This is a genomic window from Massilia sp. LXY-5 (genome assembly GCF_059801075.1).
On the sequence record NZ_JBNNEH010000002.1, the window covers coordinates 738,516 to 761,658 of the forward strand.

Here is a 23,143-nt window from a genome sequence, read left to right on the forward strand (position 1 = left end):
CACGATCGCTGCGCGGTCCTTGCCTCCTTTTCCGCGGCTGCGCCGCGCACCCGTCCGCCGGATGCGCGACAAGACGGTGGTTTTTGGCTTACCATAACGTCAATTCCCCCGTCCTCAACCGTGACTTCCATGACAAGCAAAAAAATTGCCAACGTAGTCGTGTCGGCCCTGCTGTTGGCGTGCGCCGGCTTTTCCGTTTCCACTGCCGCTAGCGCCGCCGCTCCCGTGCCGGTCCCGGTGGTGACGGGCCTGCCCGACTTTTCCGACCTGATCGACAAGGCAGGTCCCGCGGTCGTGAACATCCGCACCACCGAGCGTGTACGGATGGGGCAGGGCGGACCGGGCGAAGAGGAAATGCAGGAATTCCTGCGCCGCTTCTTCGGCCAGCCGATTCCGCGCCGCCGCTCCCCCCAGCAGCAGCCGCAGCAGGAAGAAGAAGTGCAGCGCGGCGTCGGCTCCGGCTTCATTATTTCCGACGACGGCTATGTGCTGACCAATGCCCACGTGGTCGAGGGTGCCGACGAAGTGACCGTCACGCTGACCGACCGCCGCGAATTCAAGGCCAAGGTGCTGGGCTCGGACAAGCGCTCCGACGTCGCCCTGCTGAAGGTCAGCGCGACCAATCTGCCTTACCTGCGCACCGGCGACTCGAGCAAGATCCGGGTCGGCGAGTGGGTGATCGCCATCGGTTCGCCATTCAATCTCGATAACACGGTGACGGCCGGCATCATCTCGGCCAAGTCGCGCGACACCGGCGAATACCTGCCGCTCATTCAAAGCGACGTCGCCGTCAATCCCGGCAATTCGGGCGGCCCCTTGATCAACATGCGCGGCGAAGTTATCGGCATCAACTCGCAGATCGCCACGCTTTCCGGCGCCTACAACGGCATTTCCTTCGCCGTGCCGATCGACGAGGTCATGCGCGTGGCCGAGCAGCTCAAGAAGACCGGCACCGTCACCCGTGGCCGCCTGGGCGTGCAGATCAGCGAAGTCACGCGCGACGTCGCCGAGTCGCTGGGCCTGGGCAAGGCGCGCGGGGCCGAAGTGTCGATGGTCGAAGCGGGCGGCCCGGCCGAAAAGGGCGGCATCAAGGTCGGCGACATCATCCTGAAGTTCAACGGCCAGGCGATCGAGACCACGCGCGACCTGCCGCGCCTGGTCGGCGCGACCAAGGTCGGCGCGCGCGCGACGGTCACCGTCTGGCGGCGCGGCCAGCAGATCGATGTGCCGGTGACGATCGTCGCGCTGGAAGACGAAAAGGCGGTCGCCCCCAAGCCGCAACCGAACAAGCCGGCGCCGGGCGCAGCGCCGAATGCGCTCGGCCTGCATGTGTCGAACCTGAATGCCGAACAGCGCCGCGGCCTGCGCCTCGAGGGCGGCGTCGTGGTCGACAGCGCCGAGGGCAGGGCGGCCGCGGCGGGCGTGCGCGAGGGCGACCTGATCCTGCAGATGAACAATGTCGAGATCAAGGACGCGGCCCAGTTCAACGCGCTGGCCGGCAAGCTCGATCCGAAGAAGAGCGTGGCGGTGCTGGTGCGGCGCGAGAACGTGACGCAATACCTCGTCATCAAGCCGGTCAAGTGATGCGCTTTACTCTCTATTCGCGCAGCTACTGCCATCTTTGCGAGGATATGCTGAACGCCCTGCAGGCCATGGCGCCGGCGGGGCAGGCCTTCGAGGTCGACGTCATCGATGTCGATGCCGACCCGGCGCTGGTGGAGCGTTTCGACGAGCTGGTGCCGGTGCTGTATGGGCGGCTCGATGAGCCTGAGCTGTGTCACTATTTTCTCGATGCCGAGGCGGTACGGCGCTATCTCGACCGCGAGCTGGTGCGGGCTTCGTAGGGTGGGCTCCGCCCACGCGGAACACGGCATGCAAACCGCACCGTTTCCCGCAAGCTGGGGCGGTATGCACGAGTTCGACCGCGTGGGCAGAGCCCACCCTGCGGTGCGCCGACCTTACTGGTCACAAAGACTCCCCAGCGGCCCTCCCACAGAAACCGGGCTTTCTACCCTGAAATCCGGTAAAATGCCTGGCTTGGAAAAGCTTTTGTCCCTCGCACACAGGCTTACACGTTGAGATAAGGCGCTCGCCTGGGGAGAACCAGCCCCACACGAAGCGCCTTTTTCGTATTGCGCCGGCAGTTCGCGGCGCCGCCCGGCAGCCTGTCGGCGGCTTCGCCCCTTTTTGGTTTTGAGCTTTGTTAATGAACAACATACGTAACTTCTCCATCATCGCCCACATCGACCACGGCAAATCGACCCTGGCCGACCGCATCATCCAGCTGTGCGGCGGCCTGTCGGACCGCGAAATGGACGCGCAGGTGCTCGACTCGATGGACCTGGAGCGCGAGCGCGGCATTACCATCAAGGCGCAGACCGCTGCCCTGCAATACAAGGCGCGCGACGGCCAGGTCTACAACCTGAACCTGATCGATACCCCGGGCCACGTCGACTTCAGCTATGAAGTCTCGCGCTCGCTGTCCGCCTGCGAAGGCGCGCTGCTCGTCGTCGACGCTTCGCAAGGCGTGGAAGCGCAGACGGTCGCCAACTGCTACACCGCACTGGACCTCGGCGTGGAAGTCGTGCCGATCCTGAACAAGATCGACCTGCCGCACGCCGATCCCGAGAACGCCAAGAAGGAAATCGAGGACGTGATCGGCATCGACGCGTCCGACGCGACCGTGTGCTCGGCCAAGACCGGCCTCGGCGTGGAAGACGTGCTGGAAACCCTGATCGCGAAAGTCCCGCCGCCGAAGGGCGACCCGGACGCACCGCTGCAGGCCCTGATCGTCGACTCCTGGTACGACCCCTACGTCGGCGTCGTGATGCTGGTGCGCGTCGTCAACGGCACCCTGCGTCCGAAGGACAAGATCCTCCTGATGGCGACCGAGTCGGTGAACCTGGTCGAGAACATCGGCGTCTTCACGCCGCGCTCGGTCTCGCTGCCGGAACTGAAAGCGGGCCAGGTCGGCTTCATCATCGCCGGCATCAAGGAACTGACCGCCGCCAAAGTGGGCGACACCGTGACCCTGGCGAACCGTCCGGCCTCAAGCCCGCTGCCGGGCTTCAAGGAAGTGCAACCGCAGGTCTTCGCCGGCCTGTTCCCGGTGGAAGCGAACCAGTACGACGCGCTGCGCGACTCGCTGGAAAAGCTGAAGCTGAACGACGCCGCGCTGATGTACGAGCCGGAAGTGTCGCAGGCGCTGGGCTTCGGCTTCCGCTGCGGCTTCCTGGGCCTGCTGCACATGGAAATCGTGCAGGAACGCCTCGAGCGCGAATTCGACATGGACCTGATCACGACGGCCCCGACCGTGGTCTACGAGGTCGAGATGCGCGACGGAACGGTTATTCGCGTCGACAACCCGTCGAAGATGCCGGAACCATCGAAGATCAACGAAGTGCGCGAGCCGATCGTCGACGTCAACCTTTACATGCCGCAGGAATATGTCGGCTCGGTGATGACGCTCTGTAACGGCAAGCGCGGCATCCAGATGGACATGGCCTACCACGGCCGCCAGGTGAAACTGCACTACGAAATCCCGATGGCGGAAATCGTGCTCGACTTCTTCGACCGCCTGAAGTCGACCTCGCGCGGCTATGCCTCGATGGACTACGAGTTCAAGGAATACCGCTCGGCCGACGTGGTGAAGGTCGACATGCTGATCAACAGCGAAAAGGTCGATGCGCTGGCGATCATCGTGCACCGCGCCAACGCGCCGTACCGCGGGCGTCAGGTAGCAGCGAAAATGCGCGAACTGATCCCGCGCCAGATGTTCGACGTGGCCATCCAGGCGGCGATCGGCGCCACCATCATCTCGCGCGAAAACGTCAAGGCGCTGCGCAAGAACGTGCTGGCGAAGTGCTACGGCGGCGACATCAGCCGCAAGAAGAAACTGCTTGAGAAACAAAAAGCCGGTAAAAAACGCATGAAACAGGTTGGTTCGGTGGAGATTCCACAGGAAGCCTTCCTCGCCATCCTTCAAGTGGAAGATAAATGAACCTGCAACCAATCCTGGGGAATTTTGCGCTTATTCTGTTCGTACTCATGGTGGTCACGGGCGTCGTCTGGTTCCTGGACGTCTTCGTCCTGGCCAGGCAACGCCGGGCCGCCGCGGACGCCGCGCTGGCCGAATACGATGCCCGCACGGCCAAGCTGATTGCGGACGGCATCAAGGTCGACAACAACGGCAACCGCGCGGCAATCGAGGCGGCGCACCTGCGCCAGCCGACCTGGGTCGAGTACTCGGGCAGCTTTTTCCCGGTGATCGCGCTGGTGTTCTTCCTGCGTTCCTTCCTGTGGGAACCGTTCAAGATCCCGTCGAGCTCGATGGTGCCGACCCTGCTGGTCGGCGACCTGATCCTCGTGAACAAGTACACCTACGGCATCCGTCTGCCGATCGTCAACAAGAAGATCATCGAGATCAACGATCCGCAGCGCGGCGACGTGATGGTCTTCAAGTATCCGAAGGACATGAGCCAGGACTACATCAAGCGCGTCATCGGTGTGCCGGGCGACAAGATCACCTACGAAAACAAGCGCCTGACCGTGAACGGCGTGCCGGTGCAGTACACCCCGCTCGACGAATACCTGGACGACGAACGGCCGGTCTACCACAAGCAGTTCGTGGAAAAACTGCCGGGCATGGAACACCGCATCCTGAACACGGATCCGGCACGCTCCTTCAACCTCGACGGCGTGGAGAACTTCCCGCACCGCGATGCCTGCGACTATTCGTATGATAAATTTACCTGTACCGTACCGGCAGGCAACTACTTCATGATGGGCGACAACCGCGACAACAGCGCGGACAGCCGGTACTGGGGTTTTGTCCCCGACAAGAATATCGTCGGCAAGGCCTTCCTGGTCTGGATGAACTTCGGCGATCCGAAGCGCATCGGCGGTATTAAATAAGGCTGTGTTCGATCTCGGCAAGGAGCAATGATGCACGACCGCAAACAGGTGGCGCTGAACAGGCAGCAGGGAATGTCGCTCACCGGGCTGATCCTGGTGTTGATGGTGCTGGGCGTGTTCGCCCTGCTGGCGATCAAGATCGTCCCGTCCTATCTCGAATTCCGCGCCGTCCGCGACGCCATGGCGCGCGCCAAGGCTGCCGGCGGCAGCGTGTCCGAGATGCGGCAAGCGTTCGACAAGTCTGCCGAAGTCAACAACGTCGAAGCGATTCGCGGCCGCGACCTCGTCATCAGTAACGAAGGCGGCAGTCCGCAAATCAGCTTCGCCTACGAAAAACGCATTCCCCTGACCGAACGCGCCACCCTTGTCATCGATTACGATGGCACGACCGACCCGAGCGGCGTCGTCGCGGCGAAAGCGGACGGCGCGAACTGATCCGCCATCCGGCCGCGACGGTTCGACACGAGCCGGGCAGGGCGGCCCCCGCGGCCACGGCCTGCGCAGGCGAACCACCATGGCGCGCGCCGTCCGGCGCCGCCCAACCGAGCAGGAAGCGCCGCCTTCGCTGCGGCCGTACTACAATACATCGACAATGAATCTTCAGTTATTGCAAACACGCTTGGCTTATACGTTCCGGGATGCTGGCCTCTTGCAGCAGGCCCTGACACATCGTAGCCATAGCAGCCTGCATAACGAACGCCTCGAATTCCTGGGCGACTCGATCCTGAACTGCGTCGTGGCCTCGATCCTGTACGAACGCTTCAGCCACCTCGACGAGGGCGACCTGTCGCGCCTGCGCGCCAATCTCGTCAAGCAGCAGTCGCTCTTCGAAATCGCGACCAGGCTTGAACTGTCGCAATTCCTGCGCCTGGGCGAAGGCGAGCTGAAATCGGGCGGCTTCCGCCGTCCCTCTATCCTGGCCGACACGCTCGAGGCCCTGCTCGGCGCCATCTTCCTCGACGCCGGTTTCGATGCCGCGCGCGACGTCATCCGTGCTTTCTACATTCCCTTGCTCGACACGGTCGACCCGCGCACCCTCGGCAAGGATGCCAAGACGCTGCTGCAGGAATTCCTGCAAAGCCGCAAGATTTCCTTGCCTACCTATAACGTGATCGCCACCCATGGCGCCGCCCACAGCCAGGAATTCGAAATCGAATGCCTGGTACCGAAACTCGGCATCCAGGTCTTCGGCCGCGGCGGCAGCCGCCGCGCCGGCGAACAGGCCGCCGCGCGCCTGGCGCTGGAAACAGCCGAACAGGCGCTGCGCAAGACCCCGGCCGCCGGCCGCAAGGCCAAGCCGCGTGCCGCCCAGCTCAAGCTGGCCGGCATCGCCACCATCCAGGGCGACGAGGCCGCAGACGCGCCACTCGCCGTTCCGACCAAACAGGCATGAAGAAGCTCAGTATGAATACCGAAGACCACACCCCCGACAACACGCCCGGCCAGGACCTTCCCCAGAACGACGCAGGTGAAGAGCAGGGCGCCGACCTGAACGCCTTCTTTGCCGACCGCAAGGACGCCAGCGGCGGCGCCTCGCCGCAAGGGTTCCGCTGCGGCTACATCGCCATCGTCGGCCGCCCGAACGTGGGCAAGTCGACGCTGATGAACCAGTTGATCGGCGCCAAGGTGTCGATCACCTCGCGCAAGGCGCAAACCACGCGCCACCGCATCACCGGCATCCAGACCCATGACGACGCCCAGTTTATCTATGTCGATACGCCCGGCTTCCAGACCCGTCATGCGAATGCACTGAACAAAACGCTCAATAAAACTGTCTCGAACACGCTGACCGCCTCGGACGTCGTCCTGTTCGTGATCGAGGCCGGCAGCTTCGGCCCGGCCGACCAGCAAGTGCTGGACCTGCTGCCGAAGAACGTGCCCGTGATCCTGGTCATCAACAAGTCGGACCACATGAAGGACAAGGCGACCCTGATGCCCTTCGCGCAGAAGGTCGCGTCCCTGCGCGACTTCACGGCCATCGTGCCGGTGTCGGCCAAGTTGCGCTTCCAGATCGATTCGCTCGAACGCGAGATCCGCAGCCACCTGCCCGAAAATCCGCCCGTGTTCGGCCCGGACGACATCACCGACCGCAGCGAGAAATTCCTTGCGGCCGAGATCGTGCGCGAGAAAGTGTTCCGCCTGCTGGGCGACGAGCTGCCTTACACGAGCACGGTGATCATCGAGCAATTCCTGCAGGAAGGGAATCTGCGCCGCATCTTCGCCGCCATCCTGGTCGAGCGCGATACCCACAAATCGATGATCATCGGTAACAAGGGTGCGCGCCTGAAGGAAATCTCGACTCAGTCGCGCCTCGACATGGAAAAGCTGTTCGGCGGCCCCGTGTACCTGGAGATCTGGGTCAAGGTCAAGTCCGGCTGGGCCGACAACGAAGCGGGCCTGCGCGCCTACGGCTACGAGTAAGCCCCCGGAGGACTTCCCCCACCGCATGACGAGCCTCGACACTCCTCTCGATCCCGACAAGACGGCGGCCGAGGGCTCTGCGCCCGTGCCCCGGCGCAGCCGCGCGCCCCTCAGCCAGGTCCGTGTCAACGGCCAGCCTGCATTCGTGCTGCACAGCTATCCCTACAAGGAAACGAGCCTCATCGTCGACCTGTTTACACGCGACCATGGGCGCGTTGCAGTCGTGGCGAAGGGCGCGAAGCGGCCGCTCTCCAAACTGCGCGGGGTGCTGCAGACTTTCCAGCCCTTGTCGGTGTCCTGGAGCGGCAAGTCCGAACTGCGCACCCTGATCGACGCCGAATGGGTCGGCGGCATGCTGCCCATCGAACGCACCGCCTTGCTGTGCGGCTTCTACCTGAACGAATTGCTGGTGAAATTGCTGGCGCGCGATGATCCGCACCGGGCGCTGTTCGACCACTACATTTCGACGCTGAACGAGCTGGCGCACGACGAGCCCGCACAAATTGCCTTGCGAAAGTTCGAACGGGCCTTACTTAAGGAAACGGGCGTCGCGGCCGACCTGAAACGCTCGACGACGACGCGCGAGACGGTCGACGCCGCGCTCGATTACGTGGTCGATCCCGAGCGTGGCGCCCGCGAAGCGCGCGTGTCCGATGTCTGGCCGGTTGTTTCCGGCAAGACCCTGCTCGACATGGAGCGCGAGGATTACGCCGATCCGGCGACGCAGGCGCAGAGCAAGCAATTGATGCGCTTCCTGCTGGCGCACCACCTGGGCGGGGTGCCCTTGAATACGCGGCAGATTTTGATCGATTTGATGCAGTTATAAAACCTAAACAACCATGAGCTTCCTGCAACCCGTCGGCCCGGTCATCGACCTGGGCGTCAACATCGACCACATCGCCACCGTGCGTAACGCGCGCGGCACCGTCTATCCGGACCCGCTGCGCGCCGCCTTATTGGCCGAGCAGGCCGGCGCCGACCTGATCACGCTGCACCTGCGCGAAGACCGGCGCCACATCAAGGACGCCGACGTGCTGGCGATGCGCCCGCAGCTGGCCACCCGCATGAACCTGGAAGCGGCGGTCACGCAGGAGATGATCGACTTCGCCTGCCAGGTGCGTCCACAGGACGTCTGCCTGGTGCCGGAGCGGCGCGAGGAAGTCACGACCGAAGGCGGCCTCGACGTCATCCGCTATTTCAAGGAAGTCGAGACGGCGGTGAAGCAGCTGAAAGGCGAGGGCATCCGCGTCTCGCTCTTCATCGATGCCGACGAACAGCAGATCGAAGCCGCGGCCCGCACCGGCGCCACCGTGATCGAGCTGCACACCGGGCGCTATGCCGAGGCGGAAGCTTCCGAGGCGCTGCACGAACTGGAGCGCATCAAGGCCGGCGTGGCAGCCGGCGTGAAGCACAGCCTGGTCGTGAACGCCGGCCATGGCCTGCACTACACCAACGTGCAGCCGGTTGCCGCGATCCGCGACATCGCCGAACTGAACATCGGCCACGCGATCGTGGCCCACGCCTTGTTCGCCGGCTGGGAAAACGCCGTGCGCGAAATGAAGGCGATCATGGTTGCCGCGCGCGTGGGCGTGACGCTGGGGGCACAGTGAGCGAGGGGTTGACATGATTTATGGCATCGGCACCGACATCGTCCAGATCTCGCGTGTCGAGGCCGCGCTCGCGCGCAGCGGCCCACGTTTCGCGGAAAAAATCCTCGGGCCACAGGAACTCGAGAAATACCATGCGCGGCGCGCGCGCAGCGAAGTGCGCGGCCTGCGTTTCCTGGCCACGCGCTTTTCGGCCAAGGAAGCGTTCTCGAAGGCGATCGGCCTGGGCATGCGCATGCCCATGACCTGGCGCTCGGCGCAAATGCTCAACGCCCCGAGCGGCAAGCCGATGATCGTCTGCAGCGGCGCGCTCGAGGAATTCATGCGCGAGCACCGCCTGAGCGCGCAGGTAACGATCAGCGACGAGGCTGATTACGGTGTTGCCTTCGTGATCGTAACGCAGGACGCCGCGCCATCGTCATCAGATAAGTGATACGCCAGTGACCCAGGAAGTGGATTCGAACGAGTTGCCGGAGGACCCGGCGCCAGACAACAAGCCTGCCCATGAGGTGGCGGAAGCGCCGATCGCCTATGCGGCCGCGGGCGGGGCCGCCATGCCTGCGCCGCATCCCGTCGAGGGCAAGCCCGCCAGAGGCAAGCGAGCCGAGGGCTCCGCCCCGCGCGCCCGTCCCGACGCCTGGCAGGTAATGAAGGAAGAGCTGACGGCGACCCTCAAGGGCGACGCCCTTGACCCCGTGCAGCCCAGCCTGTCGGCGCGCGAGCAGGTGCTGGCGACCGTTGCCAAGCTGCCCGGCCTGCCTGGTGTCTACCGCTATTTCGACGCCAACCAGAACGTGCTCTACGTCGGCAAGGCCCGCAACCTGAAGAACCGCGTGTCGAGTTATTTCCAGAAGAACCTGTCGAGCCCGCGCATCGCGATGATGGTGTCCCAGATCGCCCATTTGGAAACGACGGTCACGCACAGCGAAGCCGAAGCCCTGATCCTGGAAAACAACCTGATCAAGGCTTTGAAGCCGCGCTACAACATCCTGTTCCGCGACGACAAGTCCTATCCCTATTTGAAGATCACGGGCGGCGATTTCCCGCGCATGGCGTATTACCGCGGCGCCCTGGACAAGAAGAACCAGTATTTCGGCCCTTTCCCAAGCGCCTGGGCGGTCAAGGAATCCATGCAGATCCTGCAGAAGGTGTTCATGCTGCGCACCTGCGAGGACAGCGTGTTCGCCAACCGCACGCGTCCCTGCCTGCTGCACCAGATCGGCCGCTGCAGCGGGCCCTGCGTCAACCTCATCGACAAGGAAGCCTACAAGGTAGATGTCGAGAACGCCGCGAAGTTCCTGCGCGGGCGCCAGACCGAGGTCATGGAAGACCTGCAGGGCAAAATGCACGGCTTCGCCGAAAAACTGATGTTCGAGCAGGCGGCCGGCGTGCGCAACCAGATCCAGTCGCTCTCGCGCGTGCTGCACCAGCAGAGCATGGAAACGACGGGCGACGCCGACGTCGACGTCATCGCCGTGGTGGTGCAGGGCGGGCGCGCCTGCGTCAATCTCGCCATGGTGCGCGGCGGACGCCACCTGGGCGACCGCGCCTATTTCCCGACCCAGGTCGGCGAGGCGATCGCCGAGCTGTCGATCGAATGCGAAGTGCTGGCCGCCTTCCTGGTCCAGCACTACACGGACAAATTCATCCCGGGCACCCTGATCCTGAACATCGAGTTCGACCAGCCGGAACTGATGGTGGCGCTGATCGAGCAGTGTGGTCACCGCATCAACCTGATCTTCCAGCCGCAGGGCCAGCGCCGCCAGTGGCTTGAGCTTGCTCAAAAGGGCGCCGAGATCTCGCTGGCCCGCCTGCTGTCTGAACAAGGGTCGCAACAGTCGCGCACGCGCGCACTGGCCGAGGCCTTGTCGCTGGACGCGACCGATCTCGACACCTTGCGCATCGAATGCTTTGACATCAGCCACACGGCAGGGGAGGCGACCCAGGCATCCTGCGTGGTGTTCCACCACCACGCGATGCAGAACGGCGAATACCGGCGCTACAACATCAACGGCATCACGCCGGGCGACGACTATGCGGCAATGCGGCAGGTGCTGATGCGCCGCTACGAAAAAGTGGCGAGCGGCGACGGCGTGATGCCCGACGTCGTGCTGGTCGACGGCGGCAAGGGCCAGGTCGAGATGGCGCGCCAGGTATTGTCCGAACTGGGCCTGGACATCGGCCTGATCGTCGGCGTGGCGAAGGGGGAAGGCCGGCGGGTCGGCCTGGAAACGTTGATCTTCGCCGACGGCCGCGCACCCCAGGAGCTGGGCAAGGAGTCGGCCGCCCTGATGCTGGTCGCCCTGATCCGCGACGAGGCGCACCGTTTCGCCATTACCGGCATGCGCGCCAAGCGTGCCAAGACGCGCCAGGCTTCGCGTCTCGAGGAAATCGAAGGCATCGGCGCCAAGCGCCGCCAGCGCCTGCTGGCCCGCTTCGGCGGCCTGCGCGGCGTGGTCGACGCCAGCGTCGAAGACCTGTGCCAGGTCGAGGGCATCTCGACCGCGCTGGCGGAAGAGATTTATCGGCAGTTGCATTGAAGGCTCATGCCCTTCACGCTTGCATCGGGCGGAGGTCATCGCCAACTCTGTGCCGACGCTGCAAACGCGTGGAGTCCCGACTCCACGCGTTACGGTGCCTGCATCCCGCCACCGCATCTCCTCGCCCCTGCCGAGCTCAACTGGTTTAAAAAGCAATACCCATGTAGACTAGCGGCGCACGCATTTTTCAACGGTAAGCCAGATCACGCCCTTATGCCTTTCAACATCCCGATTCTCCTGACCTGGTTACGTGTAGCACTCATTCCCCTCGTTGTCGGCGTCTACTACCTCCCCACGCACTGGCTGCCGGTCGCCGACCGCAACCTGGCTGCCACCCTGGTCTTCATCGTGGCCGCGATCACCGACTGGTTCGACGGCTTCCTGGCACGCCGCTGGAACGAAACCTCGGCCTTCGGCGCCTTCCTCGATCCGGTCGCGGACAAATTGATGGTGGCCGGGGCGCTGCTGGTGCTGGTCCAGCTCGACCGCGTGAACGCGATCATCGCCTTCGTCATCATCGGCCGCGAAATCACGATCTCGGCCCTGCGCGAATGGATGGCCGAAATCGGCGCCCGCAAGTCCGTCGCCGTGAGTTCGCTGGGGAAGGTGAAGACCGCGGCCCAGATGGTGGCGATCCCGGCGCTCCTGTTCCACGACACCCTGTTCGGGATCGACGTTCACTTCTGGGGCGAGATCCTGTTATGGGTCGCCGGCGTCCTCACGGTGTGGTCGATGTTCTACTATCTGCGCAAAGCGTGGCCGGTGATTAAGGAAAAAGGCGGGAATCTGTAAGATTACTTCTCTGTCATCCTTGACGTACGGATCAGATCATCTATAATGCTTGCCTGTTGTGACGACATCGCAGCAAACGACAGACAAAGCGGGAGTAGCTCAGTTGGTAGAGCGCAACCTTGCCAAGGTTGAGGTCGAGAGTTCGAGACTCTTCTCCCGCTCCAAAGTTTGCAGCAGTCGACAGTAGCAAGCAGTAAGGGTTGTCTTGGAAATTGCCACTAATTCTGAGATAATCGATGTTTCCAGAATGCGGGAGTAGCTCAGTTGGTAGAGCGCAACCTTGCCAAGGTTGAGGTCGAGAGTTCGAGACTCTTCTCCCGCTCCACTCCGGAGCAGCAGTAAGCAGGTAAAGAAACACACTCCATGCGGGAGTAGCTCAGTTGGTAGAGCGCAACCTTGCCAAGGTTGAGGTCGAGAGTTCGAGACTCTTCTCCCGCTCCAAAAAGCGTGTGGTTAGCAGTAACTCCTAAGCGGGAGTAGCTCAGTTGGTAGAGCGCAACCTTGCCAAGGTTGAGGTCGAGAGTTCGAGACTCTTCTCCCGCTCCAAGAATGTAGAGAAGACCTTCTTCTCCTGTTGAGTTGGCACATAACCGGCCAGGTCAACAGCAGTACCATATCCTCTGGCGAGGTAGCAAAGCGGTTATGCAGCGGCCTGCAAAGCCGTCTAGACGGGTTCGACTCCCGTCCTCGCCTCCAGAATAAACAAGAACTAGCCCACCGATGAGTGGGCTATTTTTTTGGCCGATCCGCGGCAAGTCGTGCAAGCGGAGGCGGCTGGTACGGGTGTTCGTGGCCCGCTGAATTTTGAAGTTAACTGCGCTAGAATCCAAAAGGTCATGAATCAGTAGCGGCGTGGCGGCCCTCATGCCGCGTATTCGGCCAAGTCCGCACAATGAGCATTGTTGAATCCAGTCCTGGCGCGGATGGGGCGCTCCAGGACGAAGTCGCCGTCCTGGTCGTCAACGACGATCCCGGAGCATTGTTCGCGTTACGGGCCGTGCTCAGCGACCTCGAAGCCGCCATCGTCACCGCCGGCTCGGGCGAGCAAGCCTTGCTGCGGCTCCTGAAGCAGGATTTCTGCCTGATCCTCATGGACGTCAAGATGGCCGGCCTCGACGGCTTTGACACGGCCCGCCTGATTCGCTCGCGGCCGCGCTCGCGCGACATCCCGATCATCTTCCTGACCTCGCATCGGGCGACGGATCTCGACCGCGCGAAAGGGTACGAGATCGGCGCATCCGATTACCTGTTCATGCCTGTCGCGCCGGAAGCGCTCAAGGCGAAAGTACAGGCCTTTATCGATAGTGCCCCCGCCCGCCGGCTGCAGCGCCAGGCCGACATGGATCGACAACCCCGCAGCCAGGCGTTCGCACAGGAATTCGAACATGCCATCGGCCTGGACAACGCGCGGCGCACCGAAGGGCGCATGCATCCGCAGCCCGAAAGTCTCGTCCCCTGCGCCGAGACGGATCGCCTGATCGCCGAGCATGCGGGCGATTACGTCGCCCTGCTTGACAGTGCCGGCATGTGGCAATACGCGAGCCCGAGTTGTCAGAGCGAATTCGGCGACGCGGTCCAGCCAGGCACGCGGTATATCGATATCGTGCACGCCGATGATCGCGAACGCGTCAAGGCCGGGCTGTCAAGCGCGGCCGCCAGTGCCCGCAACCTGCGTTTGCAATACCGCGTACTCGGTCGCGCCGAACATTACTTCGAGTCGGACGTGAACTCCATCCGGGGTGCATCGGGCGCGGTCGCGCAACTGGTCGTCGTGTCACGCGACATTACCGAGCGCAAGGAGATGGAGGCCTATGTCCTGCACCAGTCCTTCCATGACGACCTTACCGGATTGCCCAACCGCCTGCTGCTGATGGATCGCATGGGCCAGGCGACCGCCCATCGCGAGCAGTTGCATCCGCAGGTTGGGATCCTGTTCATCGATCTCGACCGCTTCAAGGAGGTCAACGATTTGCTCGGCCATGCCGCCGGCGACCGGGTATTGCAGGACGTGGCCGAGCGCCTGATTGCCTGCGTGCGCGACGGCGACACGGTTGCGCGCGTGGCCGGGGACAAATTCGTCGTGATGCTTGTCGGGCTGCATCAGGTAGAGGGCGCGGCAGTGGTGGCCGAAAAAATCATTGCCACCGTTTCCGCCGCTTGCCAGATCGAAGGCAGCGAACTGCATATCTTTCCCAGCATCGGCGTCGCCATTTTCCCGGACGACGGACACGATCCCGATACCTTGCTGCGCAACGCCGATATTGCGATGTCCCACGCCAAGCAAGGTGGCGGCGGCCGCTATTCGTTTTTCACCGCGCAGATGCAGGAAGCGGCCAGCCGCAAACTCGCCCTGGGCGTCGCCCTTCAGCGCGCCATCGGCGCCGGCGAGTTCATCATGCACTATCAGCCCAAGGTGAATGCAAGGACGGGCGCAATCTCCAGCTTCGAAGCGCTGATCCGCTGGCCCCAGGACGAAGGCGACTGGATAGCACCGAGCGTATTCATCCCGATCGCCGAAGAAAGCGGCCGGATCGAGCCGATCGGCACTTTCGCGATCGAGCAGACCGCCAGCGTGCTGCAGGGTTGGCGGACGCAGGGCATCGACAACATTCCGATTGCCGTCAATGTGTCGGCACTGCAGTTTCGCAGGGAGGATATCGCCAACCGGCTCGAAGCGGCGGCACGGGCGGCCGGCATCGAGCCATCCTTGCTCGAGGTCGAACTGACGGAAACGGGCGTCATGACCGACGCGCTGCATACGATCGACATCCTGAACGACATTCACGCGATGGGCATGACGATCTCGATCGACGACTTCGGCACCGGCTATTCGTCACTGGCTTACCTGAAACGCTTCCCGATCGACAAGCTCAAGATCGACACTTCCTTCGTTCGCGACATCGCCACCGATCCCAGCGATGCAGCGATCGTGGTCGCCATCATCACCCTCGCGCACGTGCTGAACCTGACCGTGATCGCGGAAGGGGTGGAGACTGAGGCCCAGATAGCGTTCCTGACTGCGCATGGGTGCGATGAGTTTCAGGGCAATTATTTCAGTGCGGCGGTGTCGGACGAGGATGCGCTGGCAATGCTCAGGCGCGGACCGTTCAGCCTGCCGCAGACTTCGACAGGGGCACCGCCATGAATCAAGAACTGGCAATTCCGGAACGGCGCGCGCACAGCCGCCGCGCGCACGACCAGGGGGGGTATGAGCACCTTGGCGATGGGCAGGGCAGGCAGTCGATGCTGTTGCAGGCCCTGGTCGGGGTGCGCGACGGCGATTTCGGCACCCGCCTGCCACACGACTGGACCGGCATCGATGGCAAGATCGCCGACACCGTCAACGACATCGCCATCATCCACGAGAAATTCGCAAGGGGCGTCGAACAGGTCTCGTTCGCGGTCGGCACCGACGGCAAGCTCGGCGAACGCATGAAGCTCGACCGGACCGATGGCGCCTGGGGCGTGAAACTGAACGCGATCAATTCCATGATCGACAACCTGGTCCAGCCGGTGCGCGAAGTGGGGCGGGTGATCGGTGCGGTGGCGCGCGGCACGCTCACCGAAAGCACGCTGCTTGAAATCGACGGGCGCGCCCTGAAGGGAGAGTTCCTGAAGAATGCGCGCACCATCAACACGATGCTCGACCAGCTCAACAGTTTTTCGAGCGAGGTGACGCGGGTGGCGCGCGAGGTCGGCACCGAAGGCAAGCTGGGCGGGCAGGCCAGGGTCATCGGCGCCTCGGGCGTCTGGAAAGAACTGACGGACAACGTCAACCTGATGGCGAGCAACCTCACCGGCCAGGTACGCAACATCGCCGAAGTGACCACCGCGGTCGCCGAGGGCGACCTGTCGCGCAAGATCACGGTCGACGTCAAGGGCGAAATCCTGCGGCTGAAGGAAACCATCAACCTGATGGTCGACCAGCTCAACAGTTTCTGCGGCGAAGTGACGCGCGTCGCGCGCGAGGTCGGGGTGGAGGGGCGGCTCGGCGGTCAGGCGGTCGTGCCGAGCGCGGCCGGCAGCTGGAAAGACCTGATCGACAACGTCAACCAGCTGGCGGCCAATCTGTCGACCCAAGTGCGGGCGATCGGCGAGGTCGCGACGGCGGTGACCAAGGGCGACCTGGGCCGCTCCATCCAGGTCGCCGCGCGCGGCGAGGTGGCCGACCTGAAGGACAACCTGAACCAGATGATCCTCAACCTGAAGCAAACCACCGAGCGCAATACCGAACAGGACTGGCTCAAGACCAACCTGGCGCGGCTGACACGCATGCTGCAGGGACAGCGCGACATCGTGACGGTCGCACGCATGCTGTTGTCCGAACTGGCGCCGCTGGTAGGGTCGCAGCACGCAGTCCTGTACCTGATGCAAGCGGCGCGCAAGGAGCAGGCCGGGGAGAGCACTGCGCGCCTGGCGCTGACCGCCAGCTACGGCTACCAGGAGCGCAAGAACCTGTCGCATGAGTGGCGCATCGGCGAGGGGTTGGTGGGCCAGGCGGCGTTCGAAAAGCAGCGCCTGCTGATCACCAGCGTGCCGGCGGACTATGTCCAGATCGTTTCCGGCCTCGGCCAGGCCAGTCCGCGCAACATTGTCGTGCTGCCGATCCTGTTCGAGGACCAGGTCAAGGCGGTGATCGAACTGGCCGCGTTCGAGACCTTCCAGGCGATCCACCTGAACTTCCTCGACCAACTGGCCGAAGGCCTCGGCATCGTGTTCAATTCGATCGAAACTGCCTCCGGCACCGAGATGCTGTTGCGGCAGCAGGCGCAGCAGCTGGAAGGCGAATTCAAGTCGCAGCAGGCCACGCTGCGGGAGGCTAATGCCGAACTGGAGCGCAAGGCGCGCCAACTGGCCGAGCAGAATGCCGAAGTGGAAGGCAAGAATCGCGAAATCGAGGATGCCCGCATCAGCCTGCAGGAAAAGGCGGAGCAACTCGCACTGACGTCGAAATACAAGTCCGAATTTCTCGCCAATATGTCACATGAGTTGCGCTCGCCGCTCAACAGCTTGCTGCTGCTGGCCGAACAGCTGCGCCAGAACCGCGACCACAACCTGACCGAGAAGCAGGTCGAAATGGTGCGCGTAATGCACGCTGCCGGCAATGACCTGCTCCACTTGATCAACGATATTCTCGACCTGTCGAAGATCGAAGCGGGCAGCGCCACGCTCGAGATCGGCGATGTCGACCTGAACAAGCTGGTCAGCGACCTCGACAAGGGGTTCCGCTACCAGACCGAAGCCAAGGGGCTGGCATTCACCATCGATTTTGCGAGCACCTTGCCGCCGATCCTGCGCACCGACGGCCAGCGCCTCAAGCAGGTGCTGACCAACCTGCTGTCGAACGCGGTCAAGTTCACCAGCAAGGGCAGCGTCAGCTTGTCGGCGCGCGTGGCCCGCGAGGGCTGGAACCCCGCCAACCCCGGCCTTGCGCACGCGCCGCTGGTCATCGCCTTCAGCGTGCGCGACAGTGGCATCGGCATCGCGGCCGATAAAATGCGGCTGATCTTCGAGGCATTCCAGCAGGCCGATGCCGGCACGTCGCGGCGTTATGGCGGCACCGGCCTGGGGCTGGCAATCAGCCGGGAAATTGCCCGCCTGCTGGACGGCGAGCTCGACGTCGAGAGCGAGGAGGGCGTCGGCAGCACCTTCACCTTCTATCTGCCGCAACAGCTGGCAGGCGTACGCGCCCGGCCGCAGCCGGACGCCATCGCCTCCGCGGCGCCGGCAGTGCATGCCACGCCGCGCGCGGCGCCCAATGGCCATCCCCTGCTGCTGATTATCGAAGACGACCCGGTGTTCGCTCGCACGCTGCAAGACATGGCGCACGACCGCGGTTTCGACACGCTGGTGGCGTCCGCCGGCGAGGAAGGTTTCCAGCTCGCCAGGCGCGACCGGCCGGACGCCATCACGCTCGACCTGGAACTGCCCGACGTGGATGGATGGGATATCGCGGATCGCCTCAAGGCCGATCCGCTCACGAGCGACATCGCCGTGCACGTCATCTCGGTCCGCGACCGGCCCCAGCGGGGCGCCCGCCACGGGGTGGCCAGCTATACCACCAAACCGGCCGATCTTGCGACCCTGGCGGAAGTATTTACCGAGCTGACCGCGGCGATGGAGCGCCCCCTGCACGTGCTGTTGCTGATCGAGAACGACCTGGTCAAGCGCGACGCCATCATGGCCGCGCTGGCAGGTCCGGATCGCGCATTCGACGCAGTATCGAGCGCCGCCGAGGCGCTGGCGGCCCTGCGCAACCGGGCGTATCAAGGGGTGGTGGTGGAACTGGATCTTCCGGGCCAGGATGGCCTGACCTTGCTCCAGCAGATCCGCAGCGACTCCGGGCTTGCCGCGATCCCGGCTGTGCTGTATTCCGAGCGTGCACTCGATCCCGCGACACTCGAGAAGGTCAGGCTCCTGGACGCGGCGGTGGTGGGCGAGGGCGGACAGCTGCTCGCCGACCAGGAGGAAGAATTGGCCTCTTTCTTGCAGCGGGTGAAGAGTCGCATGCCGGCATCCCCGCAGCCGCGCGCGTCCGCGACGGCGACGACGACGCAGGTCGATGATGCGGGATGCGAAGTGCTTCATGGAAAGTGCGTTCTCATCGCTGACGATGATGCGCGCAATTTATTCGCTCTGACCGGACTGCTCGAAAACTACAGCATGAACGTCATTGCCGTCGAAAACGGCGCGGAGGCGATCAAACAGCTCGGAACGCGCGGTGACATTGATATCGTGCTCATGGACATCATGATGCCCGACATGGACGGTTACGAGACCATGCGCAGGATCCGCGCCGATACCCGTTTCGCCAAGCTGCCCATCATCGCGCTGACCGCCAAGGCGATGTCCGAGGACCGTACCAAGTGCCTGGCGGCGGGCGCGTCCGATTACGCGTCGAAACCGGTCGACACACGACAGTTGCTGACCCAGTTGTGCGTCTGGCTGGCGGCAGGGGACCGATGAAAGCCTGGCGGCGGGCAGGCCAGGTCCTGCGGTGGGAGCGAAAATTCCAGCCGCAGGGACGGGATGGCATATTTTTTCTTTCCAAGTATTCATTTTTGTCCCGGATGATGTCAACATCAGGCGTGTTGGCCCAGCCATTCACCCAGTCGCTCGAGCGTTCGCGCGCGCGTCAATACGCCGGGCGGCTGTTTTCTACTCACGGATCGATCACACCACGCGCCATTCATGATTATTTCTTCCGCCACCGATTTCCGCGAAGCCGCCCGCCGCAAGCTGCCGCCATTCCTGTTCCACTACCTCGATGGCGGCGCCGGTGCCGAGCAGACGCTGCGCAATAACGTCAGCGACCTGCAGGCGGTCAAGCTGCGCCAGCGCGTGTTGCGCGGCGCCGAGCAGCTCGACCTCGGCGTCGAACTCTTCGGTGAGCGCTACGGCTTGCCGATCGCGCTGGCGCCGATCGGCCTGGCCGGCATGTACGCGCGCCGCGGCGAGGTCCAGGCGGTGCGCGCCGCCTGCCGCGCGAATATCCCCTTCATCCAGTCGACCGTCTCCGTCTGCCCGCTGTCGGAGGTCGCGGCCCAGGCCTCGCATCCGATCTGGTTCCAGCTGTACGTGCTCAAGGACCGCGCCTTCATGCGCGACGTGATGCGCCGCGCCTGGGAGCTGGGGGCGAAGAACCTCGTGTTCACGGTCGACATGCCGGTTCCCGGCGCGCGCTACCGCGACGCCCATAGCGGCATGAGCGGCCCGTATGGACCGCTGCGGCGCGTCCTGCAGTCGATGCTGCATCCGAAGTGGGCGCTGGACGTGGGCGTCTTCGGCCGGCCGCACGACCTGGGGAACATCTCGGCCTACCGCGGCCATGCGACCGGCCTGGCCGACTACATCGGCTGGCTGGGCGCGAACTTCGATCCCGAGATCGCGTGGAAGGATCTGCAATGGATCCGCGACGAGTGGAAAGGGAAGATGATCATCAAGGGCATCCTCGACCCTGACGACGCGCGTGATGCGCTCGCGTTCGGGGCCGACGGCATCGTCGTGTCGAACCACGGCGGCCGCCAGCTGGACGGGGCCATGTCGACGGCCGAGGTGCTGCCGTCGATCGCCGCCGCGGTCGGGGGCCGGATGACGATCCTGGCCGATGGCGGGATCCGCACCGGCACCGACGTGTTCCGCATGCTGGCGCTGGGCGCCGACGGTGTGCTGATCGGGCGCGCCTTCGTCTACGCACTGGCGACCGGGGGACAGGCTGGGGTCGAGAAGCTGCTGGCGATCATGGAGAAGGATATCCGCACGAATATGGTGCTGACCGGCGTGAAGTCGGTTGCCGAGATCGGGGAGCAGTTGCTGGCCCGATAGACCCTCGGCAGGCCCATCGCACAGGCCGGCCAAAAGAAGGCTACAATGCAAGCTGTTGATTTTATTGATGAGATACGGCCTGCAAAATCCATCCAGATGGATTCGGCTTCCGTCCTCTCCTCCGGACTGCACTGAAAATCGCCGCCCAGCCGGCGATTTTGCATTTCCGGCTCTGTTCAAGATTGCGAATACGACCATGGGTCACAACATCCACACCCTCAAGGAAGCCCGCGCCCTCGCGCTGCGGGTCTGGCGCGATGCCGCCACCTTTTTCCTCAGCATCGAACTGGCACTGATGGTACTGGTGGCGGTGTCCACCGTCGCCGGCGTCTTCTTCGCCGCGATGACGGACCTGCGCAGCCTGCTGTGCTTTGGCTTTGCGATCGCCTATGTGGCGATGCGCGTGGCCTTGCACGTCAAGCGCAAGCTGAGCTGGCCCTTTATCTGAGGCGTGCAAGGGCCACGCTACTGGTTCTTCGGCGAACCCCAGGTATAACCAAGGTTCGATATCCCCAGGATCGTGTCGCGGAAGTCCGCCATGCCGTTGATGCCGAGCGCGGTCGTTTCGGGATTGATCAGGTAGGGGTGGAAAAAGAACGAGGCATATCCATCCCTGACGGTCAGCCCGTAGCGTGCATTCAGGACCAGGTCCGTTGACAGGTAATCGTAGCAATAGCTGCAGACGGCCTTGTGCTCGATATTGCCCAGATTTTCCGGAATGACATACTGGCCGTAATAATCCTTCTTGATCACGTAAGGATAAAACTGCCCGGGTGCGTAGTCGTACACCCCGGAGCTGCCCTTCAGGTCAGGCGTATCGGACGTATAGTAGACCACCCGTCCATACACTTTCCCTTTGTAGTCGGGAATGGCCAGGTTCGATTTGATGCTCAGTGGCGAGGACTGATAGTGGGGCGCCTCCCAGGCAAACGGAATGTAGCCTGCGCCCTTGAGTTCGTTCAGTCCGTTCTGCATGCGCTTGGTGGACCATGACTGCTTCCCGTTCTCGGCAGCAAGCGGCGTATTCGCCACCATGTTCCAGAATTCGTAGTCTTCTCCACTGACGCCATTGATATTGTTGACCATGCCATCGGACTGATGGGTCCAGCCATGCTGCAGGACTTGTCCGCCGCGCTTGAGCGCATAGTTCAACGATGCTTTCAGGTTGGTCGCCATCGACAGGGGAACGTCTTCCGGCACGCCTCCGTTATAGGCCCCATACGGATCGCGGTAACGCGGAATTGCCGCGATAGCAAAGGGTATGTTGCGATTGACCATATAGTCGGTCAGCGACTTCATGCTCGAGGTCGTGACGTCGGCACTGACGTCTTCCAGGCGTACCAGCGCCGTATGCTGGACGGGGTGGTTTTGTTCCAGGATATCGTGCAGCAGGTCTGCAAAAGCAAGGTAGCGGTCGCGCGGGCCGATGTACGACAAGGGCGCATCCGCGAAATACCAGAACTTGTTGGCCTTGACGACGTAGGGCAGGGCTGGCGCCGCGCTGTTCTTGCTATTGCTGATTGTTACCAACGACTGGGCAGGTGCCGCCACGGAGGTCGCGCCGATATCAGGATCGGCAGCCACGGTATCGGTCGCGGCGTCATAGGCGTAGTACTTGACCATCGACTCGCCCTTGTAGCTGACGGTGTCGTAAAACCCTGGATTTTGATTGGTGCTGCTGGGCACCGAATTAAACCCCTGCAGCCCGTTGAAGCTGATACCGGTGGATTGGGTAAACGTGTAATTCCCGTCCCAGGCGAGTTTCCAGAGGTTGTACTTGAACCAGACCACGGTCTTCGGCGCGGTCGATTTCAGGTTGTTGTCGACGTCGGCCAGGAATGCCGTCGGGACGCCGTTGTCATAGGACGTTCCAAGATAAAACACGACATCGTAGTTGCCGATCGCTCCCGCGGCGTAGGTTTCAACCGGCTGCATCGTGATCGATGTGGTATCGAAGTGCCCCAGTAAATTGCGCAGCATGATCGAGGTGGCCAGCCCGAATTTCTTGTACAGGCCGTCGGGCGCATCGTAGAGAATGAGGGCACGCGGGGCGGGCGTCTGCGCATGGATGGGCGCGCTTGCCGACAGCATGCCCACGGACGCCAGAACACCAGAAACAATTGCTCGGATTTTCATGAGAAGTCTCCTTGACTCTAATTACTTCGTCGGCGTGACGGTAGCGGTCGACGTGGTGGTCGTGGTCCGCGTATCGTCGAGCGTCTTGTCTTTGACTGGTTTCTTATGGGCGTGCTTGTCGCGCGCCACTTCTTTCGGGTTGTTGCCGAGCTGCGGTTTGGCTTTTTGCGAACCGGGCGGCAGGGGCGGCGCCTGCACCGTGGAGGTGGCGGCAAGAGCGGCGTTGGCAGCCAGCGAGGCCATGAGAATGATGGAATAGCGAGATAGTTGTTTCACGATGCACTCCTGAATTGATGGTGATGAGGCCGGGCAACCGGCGAAGGCAGCCCCGGCATCCGTATTGAAAACTTCTCGTCAGCATCAGGTGAATGCTGCGAATGATTTGTCTTCAGAGTCCCGGGACGCCAG

Annotated in this window: 18 protein-coding genes and 5 tRNA genes; 21 read left to right on the top strand and 2 right to left on the bottom strand. The window is 63.1% G+C overall.

Annotated features, from left to right (window positions below; translation table 11 throughout):
• Window positions 1-129 precede the first annotated feature (129 nt).
• From ACI48I_RS06855 to ACI48I_RS06955, 21 genes are all read left to right on the top strand, one after another.
• The gene (locus tag ACI48I_RS06855; protein ID WP_193685177.1) at window positions 130-1,584 is read left to right on the top strand and encodes a DegQ family serine endoprotease; all 1,455 of its coding nucleotides are present in this window, start codon (window positions 130-132) and stop codon (window positions 1,582-1,584) included.
• A complete protein-coding gene (locus ACI48I_RS06860) occupies window positions 1,584-1,844 on the top strand; it encodes a glutaredoxin family protein (protein ID WP_193685178.1) in 261 nt (86 codons plus the stop codon). Before ACI48I_RS06855 ends, ACI48I_RS06860 begins: the two co-directional genes overlap by 1 nt.
• Before the next feature lie 362 nt (window positions 1,845-2,206).
• A complete protein-coding gene (gene lepA, locus ACI48I_RS06865; RefSeq protein ID WP_193685179.1) occupies window positions 2,207-4,000 on the top strand; it encodes a translation elongation factor 4 in 1,794 nt (597 codons plus the stop codon).
• Entirely contained in the window at window positions 3,997-4,914 is a 918-nt protein-coding gene (lepB, locus tag ACI48I_RS06870; protein WP_498573706.1) for a signal peptidase I, read from the top strand. The genes lepA and lepB overlap by 4 nt, the downstream gene beginning before the upstream one ends.
• A gap of 27 nt (window positions 4,915-4,941) precedes the next feature.
• On the top strand, window positions 4,942-5,349 hold the full coding sequence (locus tag ACI48I_RS06875; protein WP_498573707.1) for a DUF4845 domain-containing protein: 408 nt from the start codon (window positions 4,942-4,944) through the stop codon (window positions 5,347-5,349).
• A gap of 184 nt (window positions 5,350-5,533) precedes the next feature.
• Window positions 5,534-6,307, top strand: coding sequence for a ribonuclease III (gene rnc, locus ACI48I_RS06880; RefSeq protein ID WP_407943860.1), 774 nt, complete (start codon window positions 5,534-5,536; stop codon window positions 6,305-6,307).
• A gap of 11 nt (window positions 6,308-6,318) precedes the next feature.
• The gene (era, locus tag ACI48I_RS06885) at window positions 6,319-7,335 is read left to right on the top strand and encodes a GTPase Era (RefSeq protein WP_193689001.1); all 1,017 of its coding nucleotides are present in this window, start codon (window positions 6,319-6,321) and stop codon (window positions 7,333-7,335) included.
• A 25-nt stretch (window positions 7,336-7,360) separates the two neighbouring features.
• Window positions 7,361-8,161, top strand: coding sequence for a DNA repair protein RecO (gene recO / locus ACI48I_RS06890; protein ID WP_498573708.1), 801 nt, complete (start codon window positions 7,361-7,363; stop codon window positions 8,159-8,161).
• Between the two features lie 13 nt (window positions 8,162-8,174).
• Complete coding sequence (locus tag ACI48I_RS06895; protein ID WP_498573709.1) at window positions 8,175-8,945, top strand: pyridoxine 5'-phosphate synthase; 771 nt, start codon at window positions 8,175-8,177, stop codon at window positions 8,943-8,945.
• 13 nt (window positions 8,946-8,958) lie between these two features.
• Window positions 8,959-9,375: a holo-ACP synthase gene (gene acpS / locus ACI48I_RS06900; RefSeq protein ID WP_193685184.1), complete on the top strand. Its 417-nt coding sequence runs from the start codon at window positions 8,959-8,961 to the stop codon at window positions 9,373-9,375.
• 214 nt (window positions 9,376-9,589) lie between these two features.
• The gene (gene uvrC / locus ACI48I_RS06905) at window positions 9,590-11,482 is read left to right on the top strand and encodes an excinuclease ABC subunit UvrC (protein WP_193689002.1); all 1,893 of its coding nucleotides are present in this window, start codon (window positions 9,590-9,592) and stop codon (window positions 11,480-11,482) included.
• 213 nt (window positions 11,483-11,695) lie between these two features.
• Window positions 11,696-12,274: a CDP-diacylglycerol--glycerol-3-phosphate 3-phosphatidyltransferase gene (pgsA, locus tag ACI48I_RS06910; RefSeq protein ID WP_193685185.1), complete on the top strand. Its 579-nt coding sequence runs from the start codon at window positions 11,696-11,698 to the stop codon at window positions 12,272-12,274.
• Between the two features lie 88 nt (window positions 12,275-12,362).
• Window positions 12,363-12,438, top strand: a tRNA-Gly gene (locus tag ACI48I_RS06915).
• An 85-nt stretch (window positions 12,439-12,523) separates the two neighbouring features.
• Window positions 12,524-12,599, top strand: a tRNA-Gly gene (locus ACI48I_RS06920).
• Between the two features lie 40 nt (window positions 12,600-12,639).
• Window positions 12,640-12,715 (top strand) — tRNA-Gly (locus ACI48I_RS06925).
• A gap of 29 nt (window positions 12,716-12,744) precedes the next feature.
• Window positions 12,745-12,820: transfer RNA gene (locus ACI48I_RS06930), tRNA-Gly, on the top strand.
• 76 nt (window positions 12,821-12,896) lie between these two features.
• Window positions 12,897-12,970, top strand: a tRNA-Cys gene (locus ACI48I_RS06935).
• 196 nt (window positions 12,971-13,166) lie between these two features.
• The gene (locus tag ACI48I_RS06940) at window positions 13,167-15,419 is read left to right on the top strand and encodes an EAL domain-containing protein (RefSeq protein ID WP_498573710.1); all 2,253 of its coding nucleotides are present in this window, start codon (window positions 13,167-13,169) and stop codon (window positions 15,417-15,419) included.
• The gene (locus tag ACI48I_RS06945; protein ID WP_498573711.1) at window positions 15,416-19,240 is read left to right on the top strand and encodes a hybrid sensor histidine kinase/response regulator; all 3,825 of its coding nucleotides are present in this window, start codon (window positions 15,416-15,418) and stop codon (window positions 19,238-19,240) included. The genes ACI48I_RS06940 and ACI48I_RS06945 overlap by 4 nt, the downstream gene beginning before the upstream one ends.
• A 225-nt stretch (window positions 19,241-19,465) precedes the next feature.
• Window positions 19,466-20,599 carry an FMN-dependent L-lactate dehydrogenase LldD gene (gene lldD / locus ACI48I_RS06950; RefSeq protein ID WP_193685190.1) on the top strand — a complete coding sequence of 378 codons (1,134 nt, stop codon included), beginning with the start codon at window positions 19,466-19,468 and terminating at the stop codon, window positions 20,597-20,599.
• A 196-nt stretch (window positions 20,600-20,795) separates the two neighbouring features.
• Window positions 20,796-21,047, top strand: a complete 252-nt coding sequence (locus ACI48I_RS06955; RefSeq protein ID WP_498573712.1) for a hypothetical protein — start codon at window positions 20,796-20,798, stop codon at window positions 21,045-21,047.
• A gap of 17 nt (window positions 21,048-21,064) precedes the next feature.
• Here the strand turns inward: ACI48I_RS06955 and ACI48I_RS06960 are convergent, their stop codons facing one another.
• Window positions 21,065-22,735 carry a DUF2334 domain-containing protein gene (locus ACI48I_RS06960; RefSeq protein ID WP_498573713.1) on the bottom strand — a complete coding sequence of 557 codons (1,671 nt, stop codon included), beginning with the start codon at window positions 22,733-22,735 and terminating at the stop codon, window positions 21,065-21,067.
• A gap of 21 nt (window positions 22,736-22,756) precedes the next feature.
• The gene (locus tag ACI48I_RS06965) at window positions 22,757-23,011 is read right to left on the bottom strand and encodes a hypothetical protein (RefSeq protein ID WP_498573714.1); all 255 of its coding nucleotides are present in this window, start codon (window positions 23,009-23,011) and stop codon (window positions 22,757-22,759) included.
• Between the last annotated feature and the right edge of the window lie 132 nt (window positions 23,012-23,143).